The organism is Nonomuraea sp. NPDC049400 (assembly GCF_044466425.1).
Lineage (GTDB): Bacteria > Actinomycetota > Actinomycetes > Streptosporangiales > Streptosporangiaceae > Nonomuraea.
In genome coordinates this window covers 1-17,306 of record NZ_JBITMP010000044.1, presented here as the reverse complement: position 1 = coordinate 17,306, position 17,306 = coordinate 1, and the positions used below count along the sequence as shown (strand labels likewise).

Here is a 17,306-nt window from a genome sequence, read left to right as displayed (position 1 = left end):
ATGAGTAACACTGTGAATGAGTTACGCGGTGCCCGGGACGAGGAGCGCGTTCCCGCCTGTCCAACGTTCGAGCAGCTCGGCGTCGTGGCTGATGGCGAGCACGCCCGCCCCTGTGTCCTTCCGGTACGCCTCGATCCTGGTGACCAGGTGGGCCTGGGTGGAGGCGTCGAGCATCGTGGTCATCTCGTCGCAGATCAGGTAGCGCGGTTCGAGAGCCAGCGCCCGGGCCACGCAGGCCCGCTGGAGCTGCCCGTCCGACACCTCGTGCGGGCGGCGGCCGTACAGCTCGGGCGTCAGTCCCATCTCCTCCGCCAGCCGGTACGCCCTGCCCACCGGCCGCCGCGCGGCGCGCAGCGGCTCGGCGATCACGTTCAGCAGCGTGAACCGCGGGTCGACGGCGAGCCGGGGCTGCTGGGAGATCAGGCCGATCGAGGTGCGCTGCGGCGCCCGGTGCCGCCACCGGGTCACGGCCTCGCCGTCGACGGTGACCGTGCCCGCCGAGGGGCGCAGCAGCAGGGCGAGCACGCGGGCCAGGGTCGACTTGCCGCAGCCGCTGGAGCCCGCCAGGCCGATGACCTCGCCGGGCCGTACGGACAGCGACACCCCGTCGAGCACCCGGCGGCGGCCGAACGAGAGCGTGATGTCGGTGGCGTCAAGCATGGTGGCAGGCCACTCCCTTCTCGTTCATGTCCGGCTGGTCCTCGCACGCGGGCGTGGCCAGCGGGCAGCGGGGCCGGAAGGCGCAGCCGTCCGGGAGCCGGGTGAGCTCGGGCGGCTGGCCGGGGATCGGCGCGAACCGCCGTGACGGCAGCGCGTCCAGCAGCCCCTTCGCGTACGGGTGCTGGGGCCCGGCGAAGAACGCGCCCGCCTCGGACCGCTCGACGATGCGGCTGGCGTACATGACCGCGATGTCGTCGGCCACCTGCTCGGCGGCGCGCAGGTCGTGCGTGATGATCAGCACCGCGCGGCCCTCGTCGCACAGGCGGCGCAGCTCGGCCATGGTCGCGTCCACGAGCGGCCGGTCCAGGCCGGTGGTGGGCTCGTCGGCCAGGATGAGCGGCGGGTCGCCGGCCAGCGCGAGTGCGTTGGCGACGCGCTGGGCCATGCCGCCCGAGAGCTGGTGCGGGTAGCGGTCGAGGTCCTGGGGGCGCAGGCCCGCGCGTTCGGCGAGCGCGTCCGGGGTCTCGGCGCGGCCGAGCTCGCGCAGGGTCTCGGCGAGCTGGGCGCGGGCCGTGCGCACCGGGGTGAGGTGGGCCGCCGGGCTCTGCGGGACGAGCCCGATCAACCGGCCGCGCACCTGCCTGGCCAGCACCTTCTCCGGTGCGGCCACCAGGTCCAGCGAGTCGAGCCAGGCGTGACCCGTGACGGTGGCGTTGCCGGGGAGCAGGCCGAGCAGGGCGTGCGCCATCACGGACTTGCCGCATCCGGACTCGCCCACCACCGCCAGGCAGCGCCCCTCGCGCAGCTCGAACCGGGCGTCCGTGACGGCGTGCACGACCGCGCCGGGGATGCGGAAACGTACCGACAGCCCGTCCACGCGCAGGTTCACAGCGCCAGCTCCGATCTCCAGCGCGGGTTCGCGCGGTCCCGTATGTGCTGCGCCAGCCCCGACACCGCCAGCGTGGGCACCAGGATCAGCAGCCCGGGGAAGAGGCTGGACCACCAGTCGCCCGCCAGCAGCGACCGCCGGCCGTCGTTGATCATGTTCCCGAGGGAGGCCAGGTGGGCGGGCAGTCCCAGCCCGAGGAAGCTGAGCGCCGTCTCGTGCCAGATCGCGTGCGGGATCATCAGCACGGTCGCCAGCAGCAGTTGCGGCGCCAGGTTGGGCAGGAAGTGCCGGAGCACCATCCGCAGGCGGCTCGACCCGCCGGAGATCGCCGCGTCCACGAACGGCCGGCCACGCAGCGACAGCACCTCGGAGCGGACGATCCGGGCGGCCGTCGTCCAATGAGTGACGGCCACGGACACGACCACGGCGGTGGTGCTGGGCGCGAACAGCGCCACGATGAAGATCCCGAACAGCAGGTGCGGCAGCGAGTTGAACCCGTCCACCACCCGCATCAGCAGGCGGTCCGCGAACCCGCCCGCCGCGCCCGCCACCAGCCCGACCAGCCCGCCGATCGTCACGCTCGCCACGGCGGCCACCAGCCCCACCAGGAGCGAGACCTGCAGCCCGTAGATCGAGCGGACCAGCACGTCCCTGCCGACCTCGTCGGTGCCGAAGGGATGGGCGGGGGCAGGCGACAGCCCGGCGGACCGCAGGTCCACCAGCTGCTGGTCGAGCCGTACGGCCAGCGGCACCAGCACCACGGCCAGGACCAGCACGGCGATCGTCCCCACGGCGAGACGGCGACCCGGCGTCATCAGCCCACCCCCAGCACGCGTACGCGCGGATCGGCCACCGTGTAGGCCAGGTCGGCCAGCAGGTTCCCGGCCACCACCGCGACCGTGGCCAGCAGCGTGAGCGCCGCCAGCAGCGGGAAGTCCACCGCCAGCGCCGCCTTGATCGTGGTCCCCGCCACCCCCGGCCAGGAGAACACCGACTCCACCAGGATCGCCCCGGTCACCAGCTCGGGCACCCGGGCCCCGACGATCGTGATGAACGGCAGCAGCGCCGAGCGCAGCGCGTGCCGCAGCAGCACGGTGCGCTCGCGCAGCCCACGCGCCCTGGCCCCGGTCACGAAGTCCTCCCGCAGCACGCCGATGACCGACTCCCGCACGAACAGCAGCAGCCACGACGACTGCGAGAACGCCAGCACGGCCACCGGCAGCACCATGTGCCGCAGCAGGTCCGGCAGGGTGACGGTGGCGGAGGCGGCGTCGGTGAGCCCGCCGGCGGGCAGCCAGCCCAGCGTCACGGAGAACACCCAGATCGCCAGCAGCCCGACCCAGAAGACCGGCGCCGCCTCGTTGGTGAACGCCGTCCCGGTGACGAGCCGGTCCAGCCACGAGTCGCGCCGCCAGGCGGCCAGCGTGCCCACGACCAGGCCGGCGGCCAGCATCACCACGAGCGCGCAGCCGACGACCAGCAGCGTCCAGCCCAGCCGCTCGCCGATCACCTGGGCGACCGGCAGCCGCAGCGACCGGGACTCGCCGAGGTCGCCGCCGAGCAGGTTGCCGAGCCAGGTGACGTACTGCTCGACGAGGGGCTGGTCGAGGCCCCAGTTCGCCCTGATCTCGGCCATGATCTGCGGGCTCGTGACCATCGCCCGCTCGCCCAGGTACTGCCGTACGGGGTCGAACGGGGACGCCTTGGCCAGCGCGAACATCCCGAACGTCACCGCCAGCAGCAGCGGCACGGCGAACGCCAGCCGCCAGGCCACGATCCTGACCCAGGTCACGAGGCGGGCTTCCAGCTCACGACCGTGCCGAGCAGGCCGCCGGTGGCGTGCTCGTGCGCCTCGACGCCTGGCGTGAGGCCGGTCCAGTTCCCGCGTACGACATAGGTGTGCTTGAGGTAGACCAGGTACAGCCAGACGGCGTCGTCGCTGATGCGCCTCTGCACCTCGTCGTAGGCCTTCTTGCGGGCGGTCTGGTCGGAGGAGCGGCGGCCCGTGTCGAGCAGGCGGTCCACGTCGGGGTTCTTGTAGTGGCCGGGGTTGAAGTAGCCCTGGCCGGAGAAGGACGAGTGGAACAGCTCGTAGTTGGTGTAGTCGGGGTCGAACGGGCTGCCCCAGCCCATGATCAGCGCGTCCTTCGACAGCCGCTGGTCGATGGCGTCCCAGTCGAGCCCGGCGAGCCGCACGTCGATGCCGACCTGCTTGGCGTCCGAGGCCACGGCCAGCGCGAGCTCCTTGCGCAGCGAGTCACCCGCCGGGTACATGAGCGTGAACCTGGCCGCCGTGCCGTCCTTCACCCTGATGCCGTCCGCGCCCGCCTTCCATCCGGCCTGCTCCAGCGTGGCCACGGCCCTGGCCCGGTCGGGAGCGGGCGAGCCGGCCACGGCGGGGTTGTGCCAGCTCGTATCGGGCGCGACGGGCCCGAACGCCGGCCTGCCCGCGCCGGCCAGGATCGCCGACACCATCGCGGCGCGGTCCACGGCCAGTCCGAGCGCCTTGCGGACGGCCAGGTCGCCGGTCACGGGCTGCTCGAGCGGGAACATCACCCCTCTGTAGTCGGCGGTCGGCACCTCGTGGACGGTCATCCCCTGCTGGTTCCTGAACCGGGCGACCGCCTTGGGCGGCAGCTCGGTGGCGGTGAACTCGCCCGCCGCCATCCTGGTCGCCCGCGCGTTGTCGTCGGAGGTGTACGCGAGGACCAGGTTCTTGATCGCCGGGGCGTCGCCCCAGTAGCGCTCGTTGGCCTTGAGCGTGATCTTGTCGCCCTTGGTCCAGGACACGAACGCGTAGGGTCCGGTGCCGACGGGCGTGCCGGACAGGGCGGAGCCGTCGGGGACGATGCCGAGCGTGGCCCGCTGGAGGATGGGGGCGTAGGGGTGTTTGAGGTGGAAGACGACGGTGCGCGGGTCGGGCGCCTCCACCTTCTCGATGGCGGCGTAGTCGCCCCTGATCGGCGAGTTGTTGGCGGGCTTCAACACCTGCTCGTAGGTGTAGACGACGTCGGCGCTGGTCAGCGCTTTGCCGTCGTGGAACGTGACACCCTGGCGCAGCGTGAAGGTGACCTTCTCGCCGTCCACCGGAGGCAGCGACTCGGCCAGCGCGGGCTCCAGCTCCAGGTCGGGCGTACGGCGGACCAGGCCGTCGAAGACCAGCGCCCCGCCGTCCGGGGCGTAACCGAGCACCGGGTTGAGCGAGTCGGGCTCGGACCCCAGCCCCAGCACGGCCGTGTCCTGCGCGGGCGCCGCCACGGGCTGCGAGGGAGCTGAGCACGCCGTCAACGCCAGGACAATTACCCCGAACAGGGCCGATCTTCGCCTCATGCAGGCGACCTTAAGGCGCATATCTCGCTATTGCAAGAAGCTCGCAATAAGTGCGCCATGTCTAGGCGCGCGTTGAGCTCAGGCGTAGCGCGCCGGATCGACCCCGCGCAGCATCATCCCTTGCCCCCTGGAGCGGTGCACGCCGTCGGCGGGCAGGTCCTGCGGGTCGCGGTACTGGATGAGCAGGGTCGTACGGGCCTCGTCCGCCCGGTTGACGCCAGACCCGTGCACGGTGAGGTAGCTGAGGAACAGCACGTCGCCCGCCTCGGCCTCGACCGGGACAGCCGACTCCAGCGGCCATTCCGACAGCGGCAGGTGCCATCCGCCCTCCTCGATGTGCGGCAGCGGCCCGTTCCTGTGGCTCCCCGGCACCACCCGCACGCACCCCTTCTCCTCGGGCGCGTCGTCGAAGTGGAAGATGGCCGCGCCCATGGTGTGGCGGGTGTGCGGGAAGTGGGCGGCGTCCTGGTGCATGGGGAACGGCGAGCCCTTCTCGGCGGGCTTCACGAAGATCTTGGTGTGGTGGAGCTGGACGTTCTCCGAGCCCATCAGGGCCGCCGCCACGTCGGTGAAGCGCGGATCGACCATGAGCCGGGCGAACGCCGCCGAGTAGAACTGCGCGTCGTGGCAGTGCCGCAGCTCGGTCGCGCCCCCGCCGAGCTGCCGCGCGCTCCCCCAGGTCGGGTCCGTCGGGCGCAACCGCGCGAGCACCCCGTGGCACTCCTCCCGGTACGTCCGCGCCTCACCCTTGCCGAGCAGCCCTTTGACCAGCAGGTAACCGTTGTCCCTGTAATGCCGCACCATTGCCGAATCGGTCATTCGCGTTCTCCCGCGTACGTGGCCCCATCTCAGTGATGCCCACCGCCGAAACATTTCCGGAAACACCAGGTGGTGTGGCCGCGAGCCGCCGGTGCGGGAGACTAGCGGGGTGACCATCGAGAACGACGATCGCCCCGGCCCGCCCGTGACCAGCACCTCCATCATCCTGCTCACGCTGGCACGCCGGATCGAGACCGAGCTGGGCGCCGCGCTGGCCCCGCTCGATCTCACGGTCAGCCGGCTGGCGCTGCTCGGTCACATCTCCGGCGTGCCAGGGGTGTCGTTCAGCGAGCTGGCGCGGATGTCGGGGACGACGGTGCAGAGCGTGCACACCGCGGTCAAGGCGCTCGCCGGCGCGGGGCTGGTGCGCGACAGCACGGCCCGCGCCGGGTCGGCCTCGACGATCGAGGTGACGCCCGAGGGCGCGCGGCTGCTCGAGGCGGCGCAACAGGCGGTGGCCGGGGTGGACGAGCTCCTGTTCGGCCCGGACGCGGACCCGATCCAGCGCCAGATCGCCGACGCGGTGCAGGCGGCCTTCCGCACACCTTGATCGGGCGCGGGGCGCCATCAGGCCAGCGCCGCGCGGGTGCGGTCAGGCCGGGACGCGGGCGCGGCGCCAGGCGTACGCGCTCACCGCGATGCCCACGAGCGTGACGGCGGCCCCCACGACGTAGAGGGAGCGCAACCCGAGCCCGCCGTCGATGACACGGCCGCCGAGCCAGGCGGCGAAGGCCGCGGCGAGCTGGTACGCGGAGGCGTTCACCGCCATGGCCAGGGTCGGCGCCGCCGAGGCCGTGGACAGGACGCGCGCCTGCATGCCGGGAATGACCGCGAACCCCACCGCGCCGAGCACGAACACCATCACCGCGGTGATCACCATGCTGCCGCTGACCGCCCACATGAGGACGAGTGCCGCCGCGAGCACACCCAGCAGCCCGAGCTGCGACCGCATCGGCGCCCGATCCGCCAGCCGGCCGCCGGCGAAATTGCCGGCGGCCGCGCCGACCCCGTACGCCAGCAGCAGGACGGCCACCGCCGCGGCCGGGAAGCCCGTGACGTCCGTGACCAGGGGCGCGAAGAAGGTGAACACCATCAACAGCCCCGCGTTGCCCACGGCCGTGACCGCGATGGCGAGCTGCACGTCGCGGGCGCGGAACACCCGCAGCTCGGCCACGGCCGACGTCCCGGCCACCGCGTCGCGCACGTCCGGCACCACCCGCCACACCAGTAGGAACCCGGCCGCGCAGCACGCCGCGACGGCCAGGAACGTGGCCCGCCAGCCATGGTCGGCGCCGATGAACGTGCCGATGGGCGCGCCGAGGATCATCGACAGGTTCATCCCGAAGACGAGCTTGGAGACCGTGGAGGCCTGCTTGCCGGGCGGGGCGGTGGACACCGCGATGACGATCGCGTTCGCGAAGAACGTGGACGTCACCAGCGACGTGACGATCCGGGCCGCGAAGAGCACGCCGTACGTGGGCGCGAGCGCGGAGGCGAGGTTGCCGGCGACGGTGATCCCGAGCATGACCAGAATGAGCGGCTTGCGCGGAAAGCGGGCGGTGAGCGCCGTCAGCACGGGCCCGCCGACGATCATCCCGATGGCGTACGCCGTCACCAGCAGCCCTGCGGCCGGGATCGAGACGGCCAGGTCGGCGGCGATGTCCGGGAGGATCCCGGCGATGACGAACTCGCCAGTCGTGATCCCGAAGACGCACAGCATCAGGGACGGCACGGTGGGTCTCATCAGCCTGTCACTCTCTCCTTCTTTACAGATCAGTACAAAATGAGGGCGCAAAAAATGGCCGCGGCTCGACGGACCGCGGCCGGATCTCTACAGGGCGGCGATGGCCCCCTCGACGACGTCCAGGAGGGCGTTCCTGTCGTCGGTGACCTTGGCGAGCACGCGCAGGCCGTAGTAGGCGCACTGGAACGCGCGCGCCACCTGGAGCGGCGCCCGCTCAGATGACAGCTCGCCCGTGCTCTGGCCGATCTCCACCAGCCGGCACAGTGCCTGCTCCAGGTCGGCGAACTGGCGCCGCACCAGCCCCGCGACGGCCGTGGTGCGCCCGCTGGACTCGGTGGCGGCGTTGAGCGCCAGGCACCCGCGCCGCCCGGGGTCGGCCATGTCGGCGTCGATCACGCCGAGCATGAGATCCCTGAGCCGCTCGCGCACCGACCCGGTCTCGGCCAGCATCGCCAGCTGCGCCTCGGCCTTGGTCTCGGCGTAGCGGCGGATCGCCTCCTCGTACAGGCGGTGCTTGCTGCCGAAGGCGTTGTAGAGGCTGCCGCGGCCGAGACCGGTGCGCTCGCACAGATCCTGAGTGCTGGTCGCTTCGTACCCCTTCTCCCAGAACACCGCCATCGCGGCGTCGACGACTGCCTCATCGCTGAACTCACGCGGCCTGCCCATGGCAGGAGGCTAGCTCATTCTGTACAGGTCAGTAAAGAACGGCTATGGCGTGGTGGCGCAGTACTCGCCGGTGCCGCCGCTGTGGCGCATGCACACCCGGTCCCCGCTGACCAGCACCACGGCAGGCCGGAAGTCCCCTTCGAACGCCGTGCCGGCGACGGTCGTGTCCAGGGAGCCAGGGGTGGGGACGTCGTTGACGGTGAAGGAGAAGGTGGCCGTCACCGGCGCGGGCCGGATCATGAACCAATAGCGGTAGTCGGCGGGGACTCCCCGGATCTCCTGGCAGACCGTCGCCTCGGGCGCGCAGACGAGGTCCTCCTGCGCGGAGGCGGCCGGGGACAGTCCCCAGAACGCGAGGACTCCCGAGATCACGGCCGCCACGACGGCGAGGCAGCGGGGAAGACGGGACTCTGGCTTGGGGGGCATGCTCGTCACCTTCCTGACCGGGGCATGAAAGCGTCCCGCCCCCGTGGGGCCGGGACGGCGGGTTCGCAACATCATCATGCGATCGATCATCCGGCCCCGCCAGCTGTCTACAGGACGTCGACGCGCTGGCAGAGGCCGTAGACGAAGCGGGCGCGGTAGGTCGCGCCGTCGTGGGTGAAGTCGACCGCCCAGTGGTGCGGGGCCTGACCTTCGAGGTGGACGGCGCCGGGGAAGCTCGCGCCGACGTCGCCGACGACGCATCCCCAGGGAGTCAGCTCGTCGAAGGAGAACGCCCTTGGGCCCGCGGGGCGGACGAACCACTGGTTCCACATCTCCCCGCCGGGGCCGGTCAGGACCTCGAACTCCAGCCCCGGCCAGGCGGGCAGGGCCCAGCGGGCCACGTCACAGGTCAGGCTGCCCATGGCGGTCGTGCCGGCGTACGACGGGGGGCCGAGCAGCCTGCGCAGTCCCTTCGGGGGCCGAGGCGAGTGGAGCATCCGCGTCCACTGGGCGTGGGCGGCGCGCAGCTCCGCCCTGGACGCGCCCATGTCGCCCAGCGCCTCCTCCACCCGCTCGGGGTTGAGGTCACGCATCCGGTGCATCAAGGACAGCTCGAACTCCCGTACGCCGAATCCCATCCACCTGTTCTACCTGTTCCAGGAGCGGGCGGGGCCTCAGCAGGCGCGCAGGCGGACCAGGGCGCTGGCGTAGTCGCCGCGCAGGTCGAGCGGCAGGCCGCGGGACATGAGCAGCGCGCCGTGGTGCACCGCGCCCGTGTCCTCGTCGCGGTAACGGGCCAGCGGGTCGAGCCCGGCCGGCCGCAGCGGAGGCAGTGGCGTGCCGAAGGCGGCGGGACCGTGCCAGGCGAGCACGACGATCCGGTCGCCGTGGACGTACTGCACCCCGTACGGGAGCCGCCACAGCCGGCCGAGCTGCACGACCGGCCGGATGTCCTGGTATACGGCGACCAGCTCGGCGGCCTCGGACAGTTCGGCCTCGCTCCAGCGGGTGAGGTCGCCGCCGAGCCCGAGTGCCCCGGCCATCGCCACGTGGAAGCGGAAGCGCAGCGGGACGGACCGGCCGGTGAGCGGGTTGGGGCTGTCGGTCACCCAGGCGGCCATGACGCGGGCCGGGTAGATCTGGCTGAAGCCGCGCTGGATCGCGATGCGGTCGTGGGCGTCGGTGTTGTCGGAGGTCCACACCTGGTCGGTGCGGGCCAGGATGCCCAGGTCGGTACGGCCGCCGCCGCCCGCGCACGCCTCGATGCGCAGGTGCGGGTGGTCGGCGCGGAGCCGGTCCATGATCGAGTAGACGGCCCTGACGTGGTCGATCCAGAGCCGGTCCTGGTCCGGTTCGCCGGGCCGGCCCGCCTCGGTGAAGGCGCGGTTGAAGTCCCACTTCAGGAAGTCGACGGCGTGCTCGGAGACCAGCCGGTGCAGCCACTTGTGCGCCCAGTCGGCGACGTCGGGCCGGGCGAAGTTCAGCACGAGCTGGTTGCGCAGCAGGGTGCGTGCGCGGCCCGGCATGTGCAGGACCCAGTCCGGTTTGGCGCGGTAGAGGTCGCTGTCGGGGTTGACCATCTCGGGCTCGACCCACAGGCCGAAGCGCATGCCGAGCCGGTGCACCTCCTCGATGAGCGGGTTCAGCCCGTCGGGGAATCGGTCCTCGTTGACCCACCAGTCGCCGAGCCCCGCGCCGTCGCCGGTGCGCCCGCCGAACCAGGCGTCGTCCATCACGAACAGCTCCACGCCCGCCCGGGCTGCCAGCCGCGCGAGGTCCTTCTGGTTGGCCTCGTTCACGTCGAACCCGACGGCCTCCCAGGCGTTGTAGACGACCGGGCGCAGCTCGTCCGGCTCGGGCAGCACGTGCCTGGCGACATGGTCGTGCCAGCGGCGGCTGGCCTCGCCGTACCCGTCGGGCGCGTACACGCCGGCGAACACCGGCGTCACCCACTCCTCGCCCGGCTCCAGCCGCCAGGTGAGGCCCTCGTGGCCGAACCCGCCGGTCCAGCTCGCCCGTCCGGACGGCGTGCGGGTGAGCGTGACGCGCCAGCTCCCGCTCCAGGCCAGGGCGCAGCTCCACACCTCGCCGTGCCGCTCGCCCGCGTCACCTCCGTCGATCATGAGCCAGGGGTTCGCGTGGTGGCTGCTCAGCCCGCGCCTGCTGGTGAGCGTCGTCTCCCCCACCACCAGCTCGGTACGGCTCAGCGCGTGCTCGGAGCTCCAGCCGCCTGTGACGTGGCTGAGCCGGTAGCCGCCCAGCATCGGAACGCTCCAGGCCGCCGAGTCGCACCGCAGCACGCTCACCGGCACCTGCGAGCGCAGCGCCGTCCAGCGCTCGATCACGTCGCTGTCCTCGTGCACCCGGTAGTGCAGCTCGATCAGGAACGGCTGGCGGCGGTCGGAGAAGCGCAGCGTGAGATGGCCACCGTCGATGTCGTGGCCCTCGTACCGCCACTCGATCCCCCGGTCCCCGCCGGGGAAGACGACCTGCAGCGACGGCGTCTCGAAGCGCGCACCCGCCTCGGTGGCCAGCTCTTCCTCCCCCGCCGTGCTGTCGAAGCTGCTGGCCCCGAACGCGGCGGGCGCGGGCAGGGCGGCGACCTGCTCGGCGGTCAGCACCGGCCCCCAGTGCAGGCAGCGCGGGGCGTCGTCGTCCGCAAGGGCGACGACGTAGCTCGTGGCCGGGGTACGCAGCAACCACCTGCGGCTGGAGGCGTCGAAGGTCACCGATCGCATGCCGCGAGCCTAAGCACGCCCCTTCCCGAATTCAATTCTTGACGAAGTTAATTACTGCTACTATTGCACTCATGCACGCTCGGCTCACCACGACTCCGGCGGCGGCCACCGTGTTCACCATGGTGCTGACACAGGGGCCGGTCTCCCGGGTGGAGATCGCCAGGCGGAGCGGGCTGTCGTCCGCCGCCGTCACCAAGGCCGCCCGGCCGTTCATCGAGGCAGGCTACCTGGAGGAGCTCGAGGCCACCGAGCGTACGGCACCGGGTGCGGGGCGACCGGCCAGTCCCCTGTCCATCCGGCCGGACCGGGAGTTCTTCTGCGGCATGAAGATCACCCATGAGGAGCTCATCGGCGTGGTCACCGACCTGCGGGCCCAGCCGCTCATTTCGGCGCACCGCCCGCTGGACACGACGTCGGCGGAGGGCGTGGTGTCGGCGCTGGCCGAGCTGGTGTCCGAGCTGCTGGCCGCGGACCCCGCGTACGGCGAGCGCTGCCACGCGCTGGGCCTGGCCGTGTCGGGCGACGTCGACAAGGCCCACGGGATGGTGCGTTACTCGCCTTTCCTGCACTGGCGTCAGGTGCCGCTGGCCCGGCTGGCCGCCGAGGCGACGGGCCTGACCGTCACGATCGAGAACGACGTCAAGTCGCTCGCCGTGGCCGAGCAGTGGTTCGGCGACGGGGTGGGCGCGTCGTCGTTCGCGCTGGTCACCGTGGGGGTGGGGATCGGCTGCGGCCTGGTGGTGAACGACCGGGTGGTGGCCGGTTCGCACGGCGTGGCCGGGGAGATCGGCCACGTTCCCGTCGGAGGCGACGAGCCCGAGTGCCACTGCGGCGGGCGCGGCTGTGTCGAGGCCATCGCCGGGACCGCGCCCCTGCTGGCCGCCGCACGCGCGGCGTCCGGCGACGGGTCGCTGACCGTGGACGCGGCCATCGGCGCCGCCCACGCGGGGGACGCGGCGGTGCGGGAGGTGTTCGCCCGGGCGGCGCACGCGATCGGCCTGGCCATGGCGGCGATGGCCAACCTGTTCGGGCCCGAGCGGATCATCGTGACCGGTGACGTGCCCGGGCTGCTGTCGTACGAGCTGTTCGAGGAGCAGCTCAACCGGTCGTTCACGGCCCAGGCGTTCGGGGCGGCGGCCGACTGCCGCCTGCTGCTGCGCCCGAGGTCCTTCGAGCAGTGGGCCCGCGGCGCCGCCGCGGTCGCCATCCAGCAGCAGTTCACCCTTCGGGAGGGATGAGTGACCGCGGCACCCGGCATCTGGCAGCCCCACGATCGAGCGTTCGAGCAGCCGGAGGAGGTGCGGTTCGCGGCGGCGGGGCTCGAGTTCGAGTGCACGGCCGCTGCCGCGCTCACCTGGGCGGCCACTGAGCCGTCCCCCGGTCTCCTCGAGCTCCGCGTCACCCCCGACAGGAGGGCCGAGGTGCGGGTGGCCTGGCGGGTGCCGTGTGTGGACGCGACCGCCTTCTGGGCCGCCGACGGCGGCGAGCACCGGGGGCTGCCGCCGTTCTGGCGCCGTCCCCGCACGGCGGCGCTGGAGAAGAACGCGCCCGTCGGCTGCCTGGTGGGGGCCGGTGACGTGGCCATCTGCACGTTCGCCGGGGGCGAGGTCGTCAGCCCGGTACGGACGCGCACCGGGGTGGTGGAGGAGAGCGGCGAGTTCGGGTTCTGGGTGGAGTACGAGGCCACGCCGGAGACGGGGCTGCTGCTGCGGCTCGACCTCACCCGGCGGCACTTCGCGGCGACGCTGGCCGGCGTGGCGGACTGGTGGCGCGCGCTGCACGGCCCCGTCGCCGACGTGCCGAGGGCGGCGCGGATGCCCGCCTACTCGACCTGGTACGCCATGCAGCAGCACGTCAGCGCCGAGAGCGTGGAGCGGCAGGCGGGGCCGGCGGCCCAGCTGGGCTGCGAGGCGATCATCGTGGACGACGGCTGGCACAGCGACGACCGGGGGCGGGGCTACGGCTACGTCGGCGAGTGGGAGCCGTCCCCGACCACTTTTCCCGATATTTCCGGACACGTGGCCAAGGTCCGGGGTGAGGGGCTGGCTTACCTGCTCTGGTACGCCCTGCCGTTCGTCGGCCGCCACACGGCGCTCTGGGATCGCGTGGAGCCGTACACGCTGGCGTACAAGGAGCACATGAACGCGGCCATCGTCGATCCCCGCTACCCGCACATCCGCGACCTCTTGGCGGGCCACCTCACCCGGGCGGTCACGGAGTGGGGCATGGACGGGCTCAAGATCGACTTCATCGACCAGTTCGCCGTGGCGGACCCGCCGCCGCCCGGTCCCGAGGCGGACTGCGAGACGGTGAACGAGGGGGTGCGCAGGCTGCTGGCCCAGGTGCCCCGCGACTGCCTGGTCGAGCTGCGCCAGCCGTACGTGAGCCCCGGGCTGTGGCCGTTCGCCACGATGGTCCGGGCCTCGGACTGCCCGCTCAGCCCGGCGCACAACCGGCAGCGCACCGTGGACCTGCGGCTGATCGCCGGGCCGCTGGCCGTGCACGCGGACATGCTGATGTGGCATCCCGGCGAGCGGCCCTCGCGCGTGGCCGTCCAGCTCATCAACGTGCTCTTCGCGGTGCCGCAGATCTCGGTGGACCTGAACTCCCAGACGCCCGAGCAGGCCGAGGTGCTGCGTTTCTGGCTGGGCTTCTTCCGCGAGCACGCGGAGGTGCTGCAGCGGGGCTCCTTCCGTCCCGCCCGGCCCGATCTGGCCTATCCGCAGGTGACGGCCCAGGCGGAGGGCACTGTCATCACCGCCCGCTACGCGCCGGTGCCCGTGGCGGTCCCCGCCACCGGCACGCTGTGGCTGGCCAACGGCGACGCCTCCGCCGACGTGCTCCTCCAGGTCTTCGACGCCGGTACGGCCCGCGCCACCATCCATGACTGCCGGGGCCGGATTGTCAGCGAGAGCACCCTCACCCTGCGCCCCGGCGTCACCCAGGTCACCGTCCCTGAGGGCGGCCTGCTCCAGCTGGAGCGCTGACGCCGCGTCCGGCCACCGGACCGGCGCCATGCGTCCTCCGTCCACCGGGCCGGACGCGGTGGCGGCGCTGCGTCGATGCGGCGTGCGCACAGCCGGAACCGCTCGCCAGGCGGGGAGGCGCAGCCGCTCGAGCGCCCGGGGGTCAGCGGCTGCGCCCGGTCCCGTTCAGGGGTGGCGGCGGTCGGCGAGTTGCGCCTGGTAGAGCGAGGGCGGGAAGAGCCCGGGCTGGTTCGCGCCCTCGATGTATCCGGCCGGCTGCTGGAACGGCCCGTCGCCCGTGATCGTGCCACTGCAGCCGATCGCGTAGTTCTGGGCGGTCGGCGGCTTCTGCACGATCAGCTTGCTGGTCGACACGTCGCAGTTCCAGGCCACCGAGTGGGCCGCCGACCACCCGTGCGAGGTGCCGTAGCGGCCTCTGTTGTAGAGGCCGAGCGTGTAGTCGTAGTGCGGGTCGATGTCCTTGTGCCCGTCGAACAGCAGGCCCTGCGACCAGCGGCGGTGGCCCTCGCTGGAGTTCAGGGCGTACTCCGACGTGCCCCGCAGGAAGACGACCCCCGAGACCGTGCTGTGGCCGTTGGAGACGAACGCGTGCCGGGCCTTGTACGCGTAGCAGTCGCGGAAGAGCACCTGCTGGGAGTAGACGTAGGTGTTGAAGTTGTAGCGCCTGCTCCCCGTCACGATGCTGACCGGATCGATGGCGCGGCAGTTCTCGACCGTGGCGCGGGTGGTCTCCTGGGTGGCGACCCCGGCCTGGGTGAAGTGGAGCAGGGTGCAGTCGCGCACCCACGAGTCCTCGGTGCGCAGCAGGACGATCGCGTTGTAAGCGTGCTCCTCGTCCTGCTCCGGGTCGCCGTGATACTCGATGCCCACGCGCAGCCGCTCCACGCCCACCTGGGTGACGAGCCCCGCCCTGTCCCACCTGTAGAGGAAGGACGGGGATAACGCGCGGTTGAGGTGGTTGAAGACCGGAACGTCGATCTTCACGACATTTCCGGAGACTTCGCGTACGTACCGGTTGTAGATGATGGGCTGCTCGCCCACCTTCCAGGCCGGTCCCACGTCGTGGCCGCCGTAGTCGATGGCCTTCAGCCACTCCTCGGTGCAGGGGTGGGTGATCACGATGTTGTCGCCGGGCCGCAGCGCGCCGGGACTCGCCACCTCGAACTCCCGCGATCCCACCTGCACGAAGTCGGTGGTGATCTCGGTGCGGGTGCCGGGGACCTCGCCCGCCCAGCCGCCGCCCGCGCTTCCGCCGGCCACGATCACGTCGCGGTCCTCGGGCGAGTTGCCGGTGGCCTTGATGATCGTGTTGCTCGCCGGGTCATCGCCGTCGCCGGTGCCGCGCAGCACCATGCCGCTGGCCCGTACGTACAGGGTGCCCGCCACCGGGTAGAGCCCGGGCAGCAGGAGCAGGGCGCCGCGCCGCTCGCGGGGCAGCGCGGCCACCTCGTCGAGGGCCGACTGGATGTGGGCCGTGTTGTCGCCCGCCACCGGGCGGATCGTCTTGACGACCGGCACGTGGGGGATCGGCCGTTCGCCGTTGCGGTAGCCGGCGTGGCTGAAGTCCGGGATCCGGTTGCCCTCCCCGTCCTGCTCGTACACGAGCCGTCCCCGCCGGTCGTAGCGCACAAGGCGAGACTGCCAGAGCGTGGCGGCGCTCGCGGGTCCTGCACCTGCGGCGGCCAGCGCAAGAGCGCCGCCCGCGGCGAGCATCGCCCGTCTGCTGAGGTCATGTGCCATGGTTCACCTACTTGATGACGATCTTGTCGAGCTCGGGCCCGCGGGCGGTGAGGCCGAAGAACCGGATCGTGTTGACCCCGGCCACCAGGTCGACCGGCACCGTCGCGGTCGTCACCGTGTCCTTGGCGCCGGTCATCGGCACCTGGACGGCGTCGCCGCCGTTGACGCTGACCGAGAACGTCTGCGAGCCGTCCACCAGCGCGTGCACGGTCATCTGCCGGGTCCCGGTGGTCTCCGACAGCACGCCCCTGACGACGGCGTAGTCGTAGATGTTGCCGCCCACGAGGATCACCTTCCGCCCGCCGGAGCAGACGGTGCAGTAGGCGGGCTCGGCCGCGCCCTCGAAGACGTTCCCGGCCCGCTCGGCCTCGTACGTCCCCGGGCTCCGGTCCGGCGGCGGTAGCTTCACCGGCGGCGTCGCGGACCCGAGCTGCTCCGCCTTCAGGTCCTTGACCAGCAGGTACGTCTCCTGCAGCCCGGCGCTCTTGATGCTGCGGTAGATGCCCCACTTGGGCCGGTTGTACTGCTCCTGCGTCCACCAGAGGTCGATGTCGCCGACCCGCTGGTCCACGATCGTCCGGAGCCCGTCGCGCAGCACCCACCGCATGTAGCCCGCGTCTCCGGACCTGAACTCGATGGTGGTCGTGACCCACTTGTTCTGGATCGGCTCCAGGTCTGCCGTGGCGAAGTCGTGTGACTTGTTGTCCGCCAGCGTCCAGTAGCGGGCCGCGATCTTCTGCACGCCGTTCACGACCGGCAGCGAGATCTGCGCGATCGGGGTGCCGACGTCGGAGTTCTTCAGCTGCCAGATGTGGGTGAAGCTCGTGGTCGCGTCGAGGGTGTCCGGGATGTACATCTGGTACGTGATCCGCCAGGTCTCATCCTTGCGGATCTCCAGCGGGTTGCCGTCGGAGGCGCGCATGCCGCGTACCTCGTTGCGCATGCGGTCGGAGCCGTCGCGGTCCGCGAGATGGGCGTCGAAGCGCCACACGCCCTTCTCGGCGTGCACGTGCGGCAGTCCCTCCGGGTGCGAGCCGCGCCGGTCGTCCTCGAGCGCCTCGAACGCGTTGACGCCGTCGCGCCACGGGCTGGGACTCCACCGCGTCTCCCAGCGGGGAGCCCCAGTGGCAGACGCGGCGGGCCCGTCCGAGGCGGTGGCCGCGCCCGCCGTACCCACCGGCTGCGCCGCGGACGCCGCCACCAGCGCGAGCGCTGAAAGACATCCCAGGAGTTTTAATGTCAAGCCGTGGCACTCTGGACGTGATGCGACCAAGCGGTCGCTTCGTCGTAGAGCGTGCCGGTTTTGA

The 17,306-nt window shown here is 72.0% G+C and carries 16 protein-coding genes; 3 read left to right on the top strand and 13 right to left on the bottom strand.

Features of this window, described 5'->3' with window-relative positions; genetic code table 11:
• Positions 1-21: 21 nt before the first annotated feature.
• From ACIBVN_RS44960 to ACIBVN_RS44935, 6 genes are all read right to left on the bottom strand, one after another.
• Positions 22-660 (bottom strand): ABC transporter ATP-binding protein, encoded by a 639-nt coding sequence (locus tag ACIBVN_RS44960; RefSeq protein ID WP_397146424.1) that lies wholly within the window; start codon positions 658-660, stop codon positions 22-24.
• Positions 653-1,549: an ABC transporter ATP-binding protein gene (locus ACIBVN_RS44955; RefSeq protein ID WP_397146423.1), complete on the bottom strand. Its 897-nt coding sequence runs from the start codon at positions 1,547-1,549 to the stop codon at positions 653-655. Before ACIBVN_RS44955 ends, ACIBVN_RS44960 begins: the two co-directional genes overlap by 8 nt.
• Entirely contained in the window at positions 1,546-2,364 is an 819-nt protein-coding gene (locus tag ACIBVN_RS44950) for an ABC transporter permease (protein WP_397146422.1), read from the bottom strand. The genes ACIBVN_RS44955 and ACIBVN_RS44950 overlap by 4 nt, the downstream gene beginning before the upstream one ends.
• The gene (locus ACIBVN_RS44945; protein WP_397146421.1) at positions 2,364-3,341 is read right to left on the bottom strand and encodes an ABC transporter permease; all 978 of its coding nucleotides are present in this window, start codon (positions 3,339-3,341) and stop codon (positions 2,364-2,366) included. Before ACIBVN_RS44945 ends, ACIBVN_RS44950 begins: the two co-directional genes overlap by 1 nt.
• Entirely contained in the window at positions 3,338-4,879 is a 1,542-nt protein-coding gene (locus tag ACIBVN_RS44940; RefSeq protein WP_397146420.1) for an ABC transporter substrate-binding protein, read from the bottom strand. The genes ACIBVN_RS44945 and ACIBVN_RS44940 overlap by 4 nt, the downstream gene beginning before the upstream one ends.
• 78 nt (positions 4,880-4,957) lie before the next feature.
• Positions 4,958-5,698, bottom strand: coding sequence for a phytanoyl-CoA dioxygenase family protein (locus ACIBVN_RS44935; protein WP_397146419.1), 741 nt, complete (start codon positions 5,696-5,698; stop codon positions 4,958-4,960).
• A 109-nt stretch (positions 5,699-5,807) separates the two neighbouring features.
• Between ACIBVN_RS44935 and ACIBVN_RS44930 the strand changes: the two genes are divergently transcribed.
• Positions 5,808-6,248: a MarR family transcriptional regulator gene (locus ACIBVN_RS44930; protein WP_349457529.1), complete on the top strand. Its 441-nt coding sequence runs from the start codon at positions 5,808-5,810 to the stop codon at positions 6,246-6,248.
• Between the two features lie 42 nt (positions 6,249-6,290).
• Here ACIBVN_RS44930 and ACIBVN_RS44925 read toward each other — a convergent pair whose 3' ends face one another.
• From ACIBVN_RS44925 to ACIBVN_RS44905, 5 genes are all read right to left on the bottom strand, one after another.
• Positions 6,291-7,442, bottom strand: a complete 1,152-nt coding sequence (locus tag ACIBVN_RS44925) for an MFS transporter (protein ID WP_397146418.1) — start codon at positions 7,440-7,442, stop codon at positions 6,291-6,293.
• Positions 7,443-7,529: 87 nt separating this feature from the next.
• Complete coding sequence (locus ACIBVN_RS44920; RefSeq protein WP_397146417.1) at positions 7,530-8,108, bottom strand: TetR/AcrR family transcriptional regulator; 579 nt, start codon at positions 8,106-8,108, stop codon at positions 7,530-7,532.
• Between the two features lie 42 nt (positions 8,109-8,150).
• On the bottom strand, positions 8,151-8,534 hold the full coding sequence (locus tag ACIBVN_RS44915) for a hypothetical protein (RefSeq protein ID WP_397146416.1): 384 nt from the start codon (positions 8,532-8,534) through the stop codon (positions 8,151-8,153).
• A gap of 107 nt (positions 8,535-8,641) precedes the next feature.
• Positions 8,642-9,172 carry a hypothetical protein gene (locus tag ACIBVN_RS44910; RefSeq protein WP_397146415.1) on the bottom strand — a complete coding sequence of 177 codons (531 nt, stop codon included), beginning with the start codon at positions 9,170-9,172 and terminating at the stop codon, positions 8,642-8,644.
• A 36-nt stretch (positions 9,173-9,208) separates the two neighbouring features.
• On the bottom strand, positions 9,209-11,272 hold the full coding sequence (locus ACIBVN_RS44905) for an alpha-galactosidase (RefSeq protein WP_397146414.1): 2,064 nt from the start codon (positions 11,270-11,272) through the stop codon (positions 9,209-9,211).
• A 71-nt stretch (positions 11,273-11,343) separates the two neighbouring features.
• On the opposite strand from ACIBVN_RS44905, the gene ACIBVN_RS44900 reads away from it, so the two are divergent.
• Both ACIBVN_RS44900 and ACIBVN_RS44895 read left to right on the top strand, forming a co-directional pair.
• A complete protein-coding gene (locus ACIBVN_RS44900; RefSeq protein WP_397146413.1) occupies positions 11,344-12,510 on the top strand; it encodes an ROK family protein in 1,167 nt (388 codons plus the stop codon).
• Positions 12,511-14,259: a glycoside hydrolase family 36 protein gene (locus tag ACIBVN_RS44895; RefSeq protein ID WP_397146412.1), complete on the top strand. Its 1,749-nt coding sequence runs from the start codon at positions 12,511-12,513 to the stop codon at positions 14,257-14,259.
• Positions 14,260-14,424: 165 nt separating this feature from the next.
• Here the strand turns inward: ACIBVN_RS44895 and ACIBVN_RS44890 are convergent, their stop codons facing one another.
• Both ACIBVN_RS44890 and ACIBVN_RS44885 read right to left on the bottom strand, forming a co-directional pair.
• Positions 14,425-15,999 (bottom strand): hypothetical protein, encoded by a 1,575-nt coding sequence (locus tag ACIBVN_RS44890; RefSeq protein WP_397146411.1) that lies wholly within the window; start codon positions 15,997-15,999, stop codon positions 14,425-14,427.
• A 7-nt stretch (positions 16,000-16,006) separates the two neighbouring features.
• Complete coding sequence (locus tag ACIBVN_RS44885; protein ID WP_397146410.1) at positions 16,007-17,242, bottom strand: hypothetical protein; 1,236 nt, start codon at positions 17,240-17,242, stop codon at positions 16,007-16,009.
• Positions 17,243-17,306: the final 64 nt, after the last annotated feature.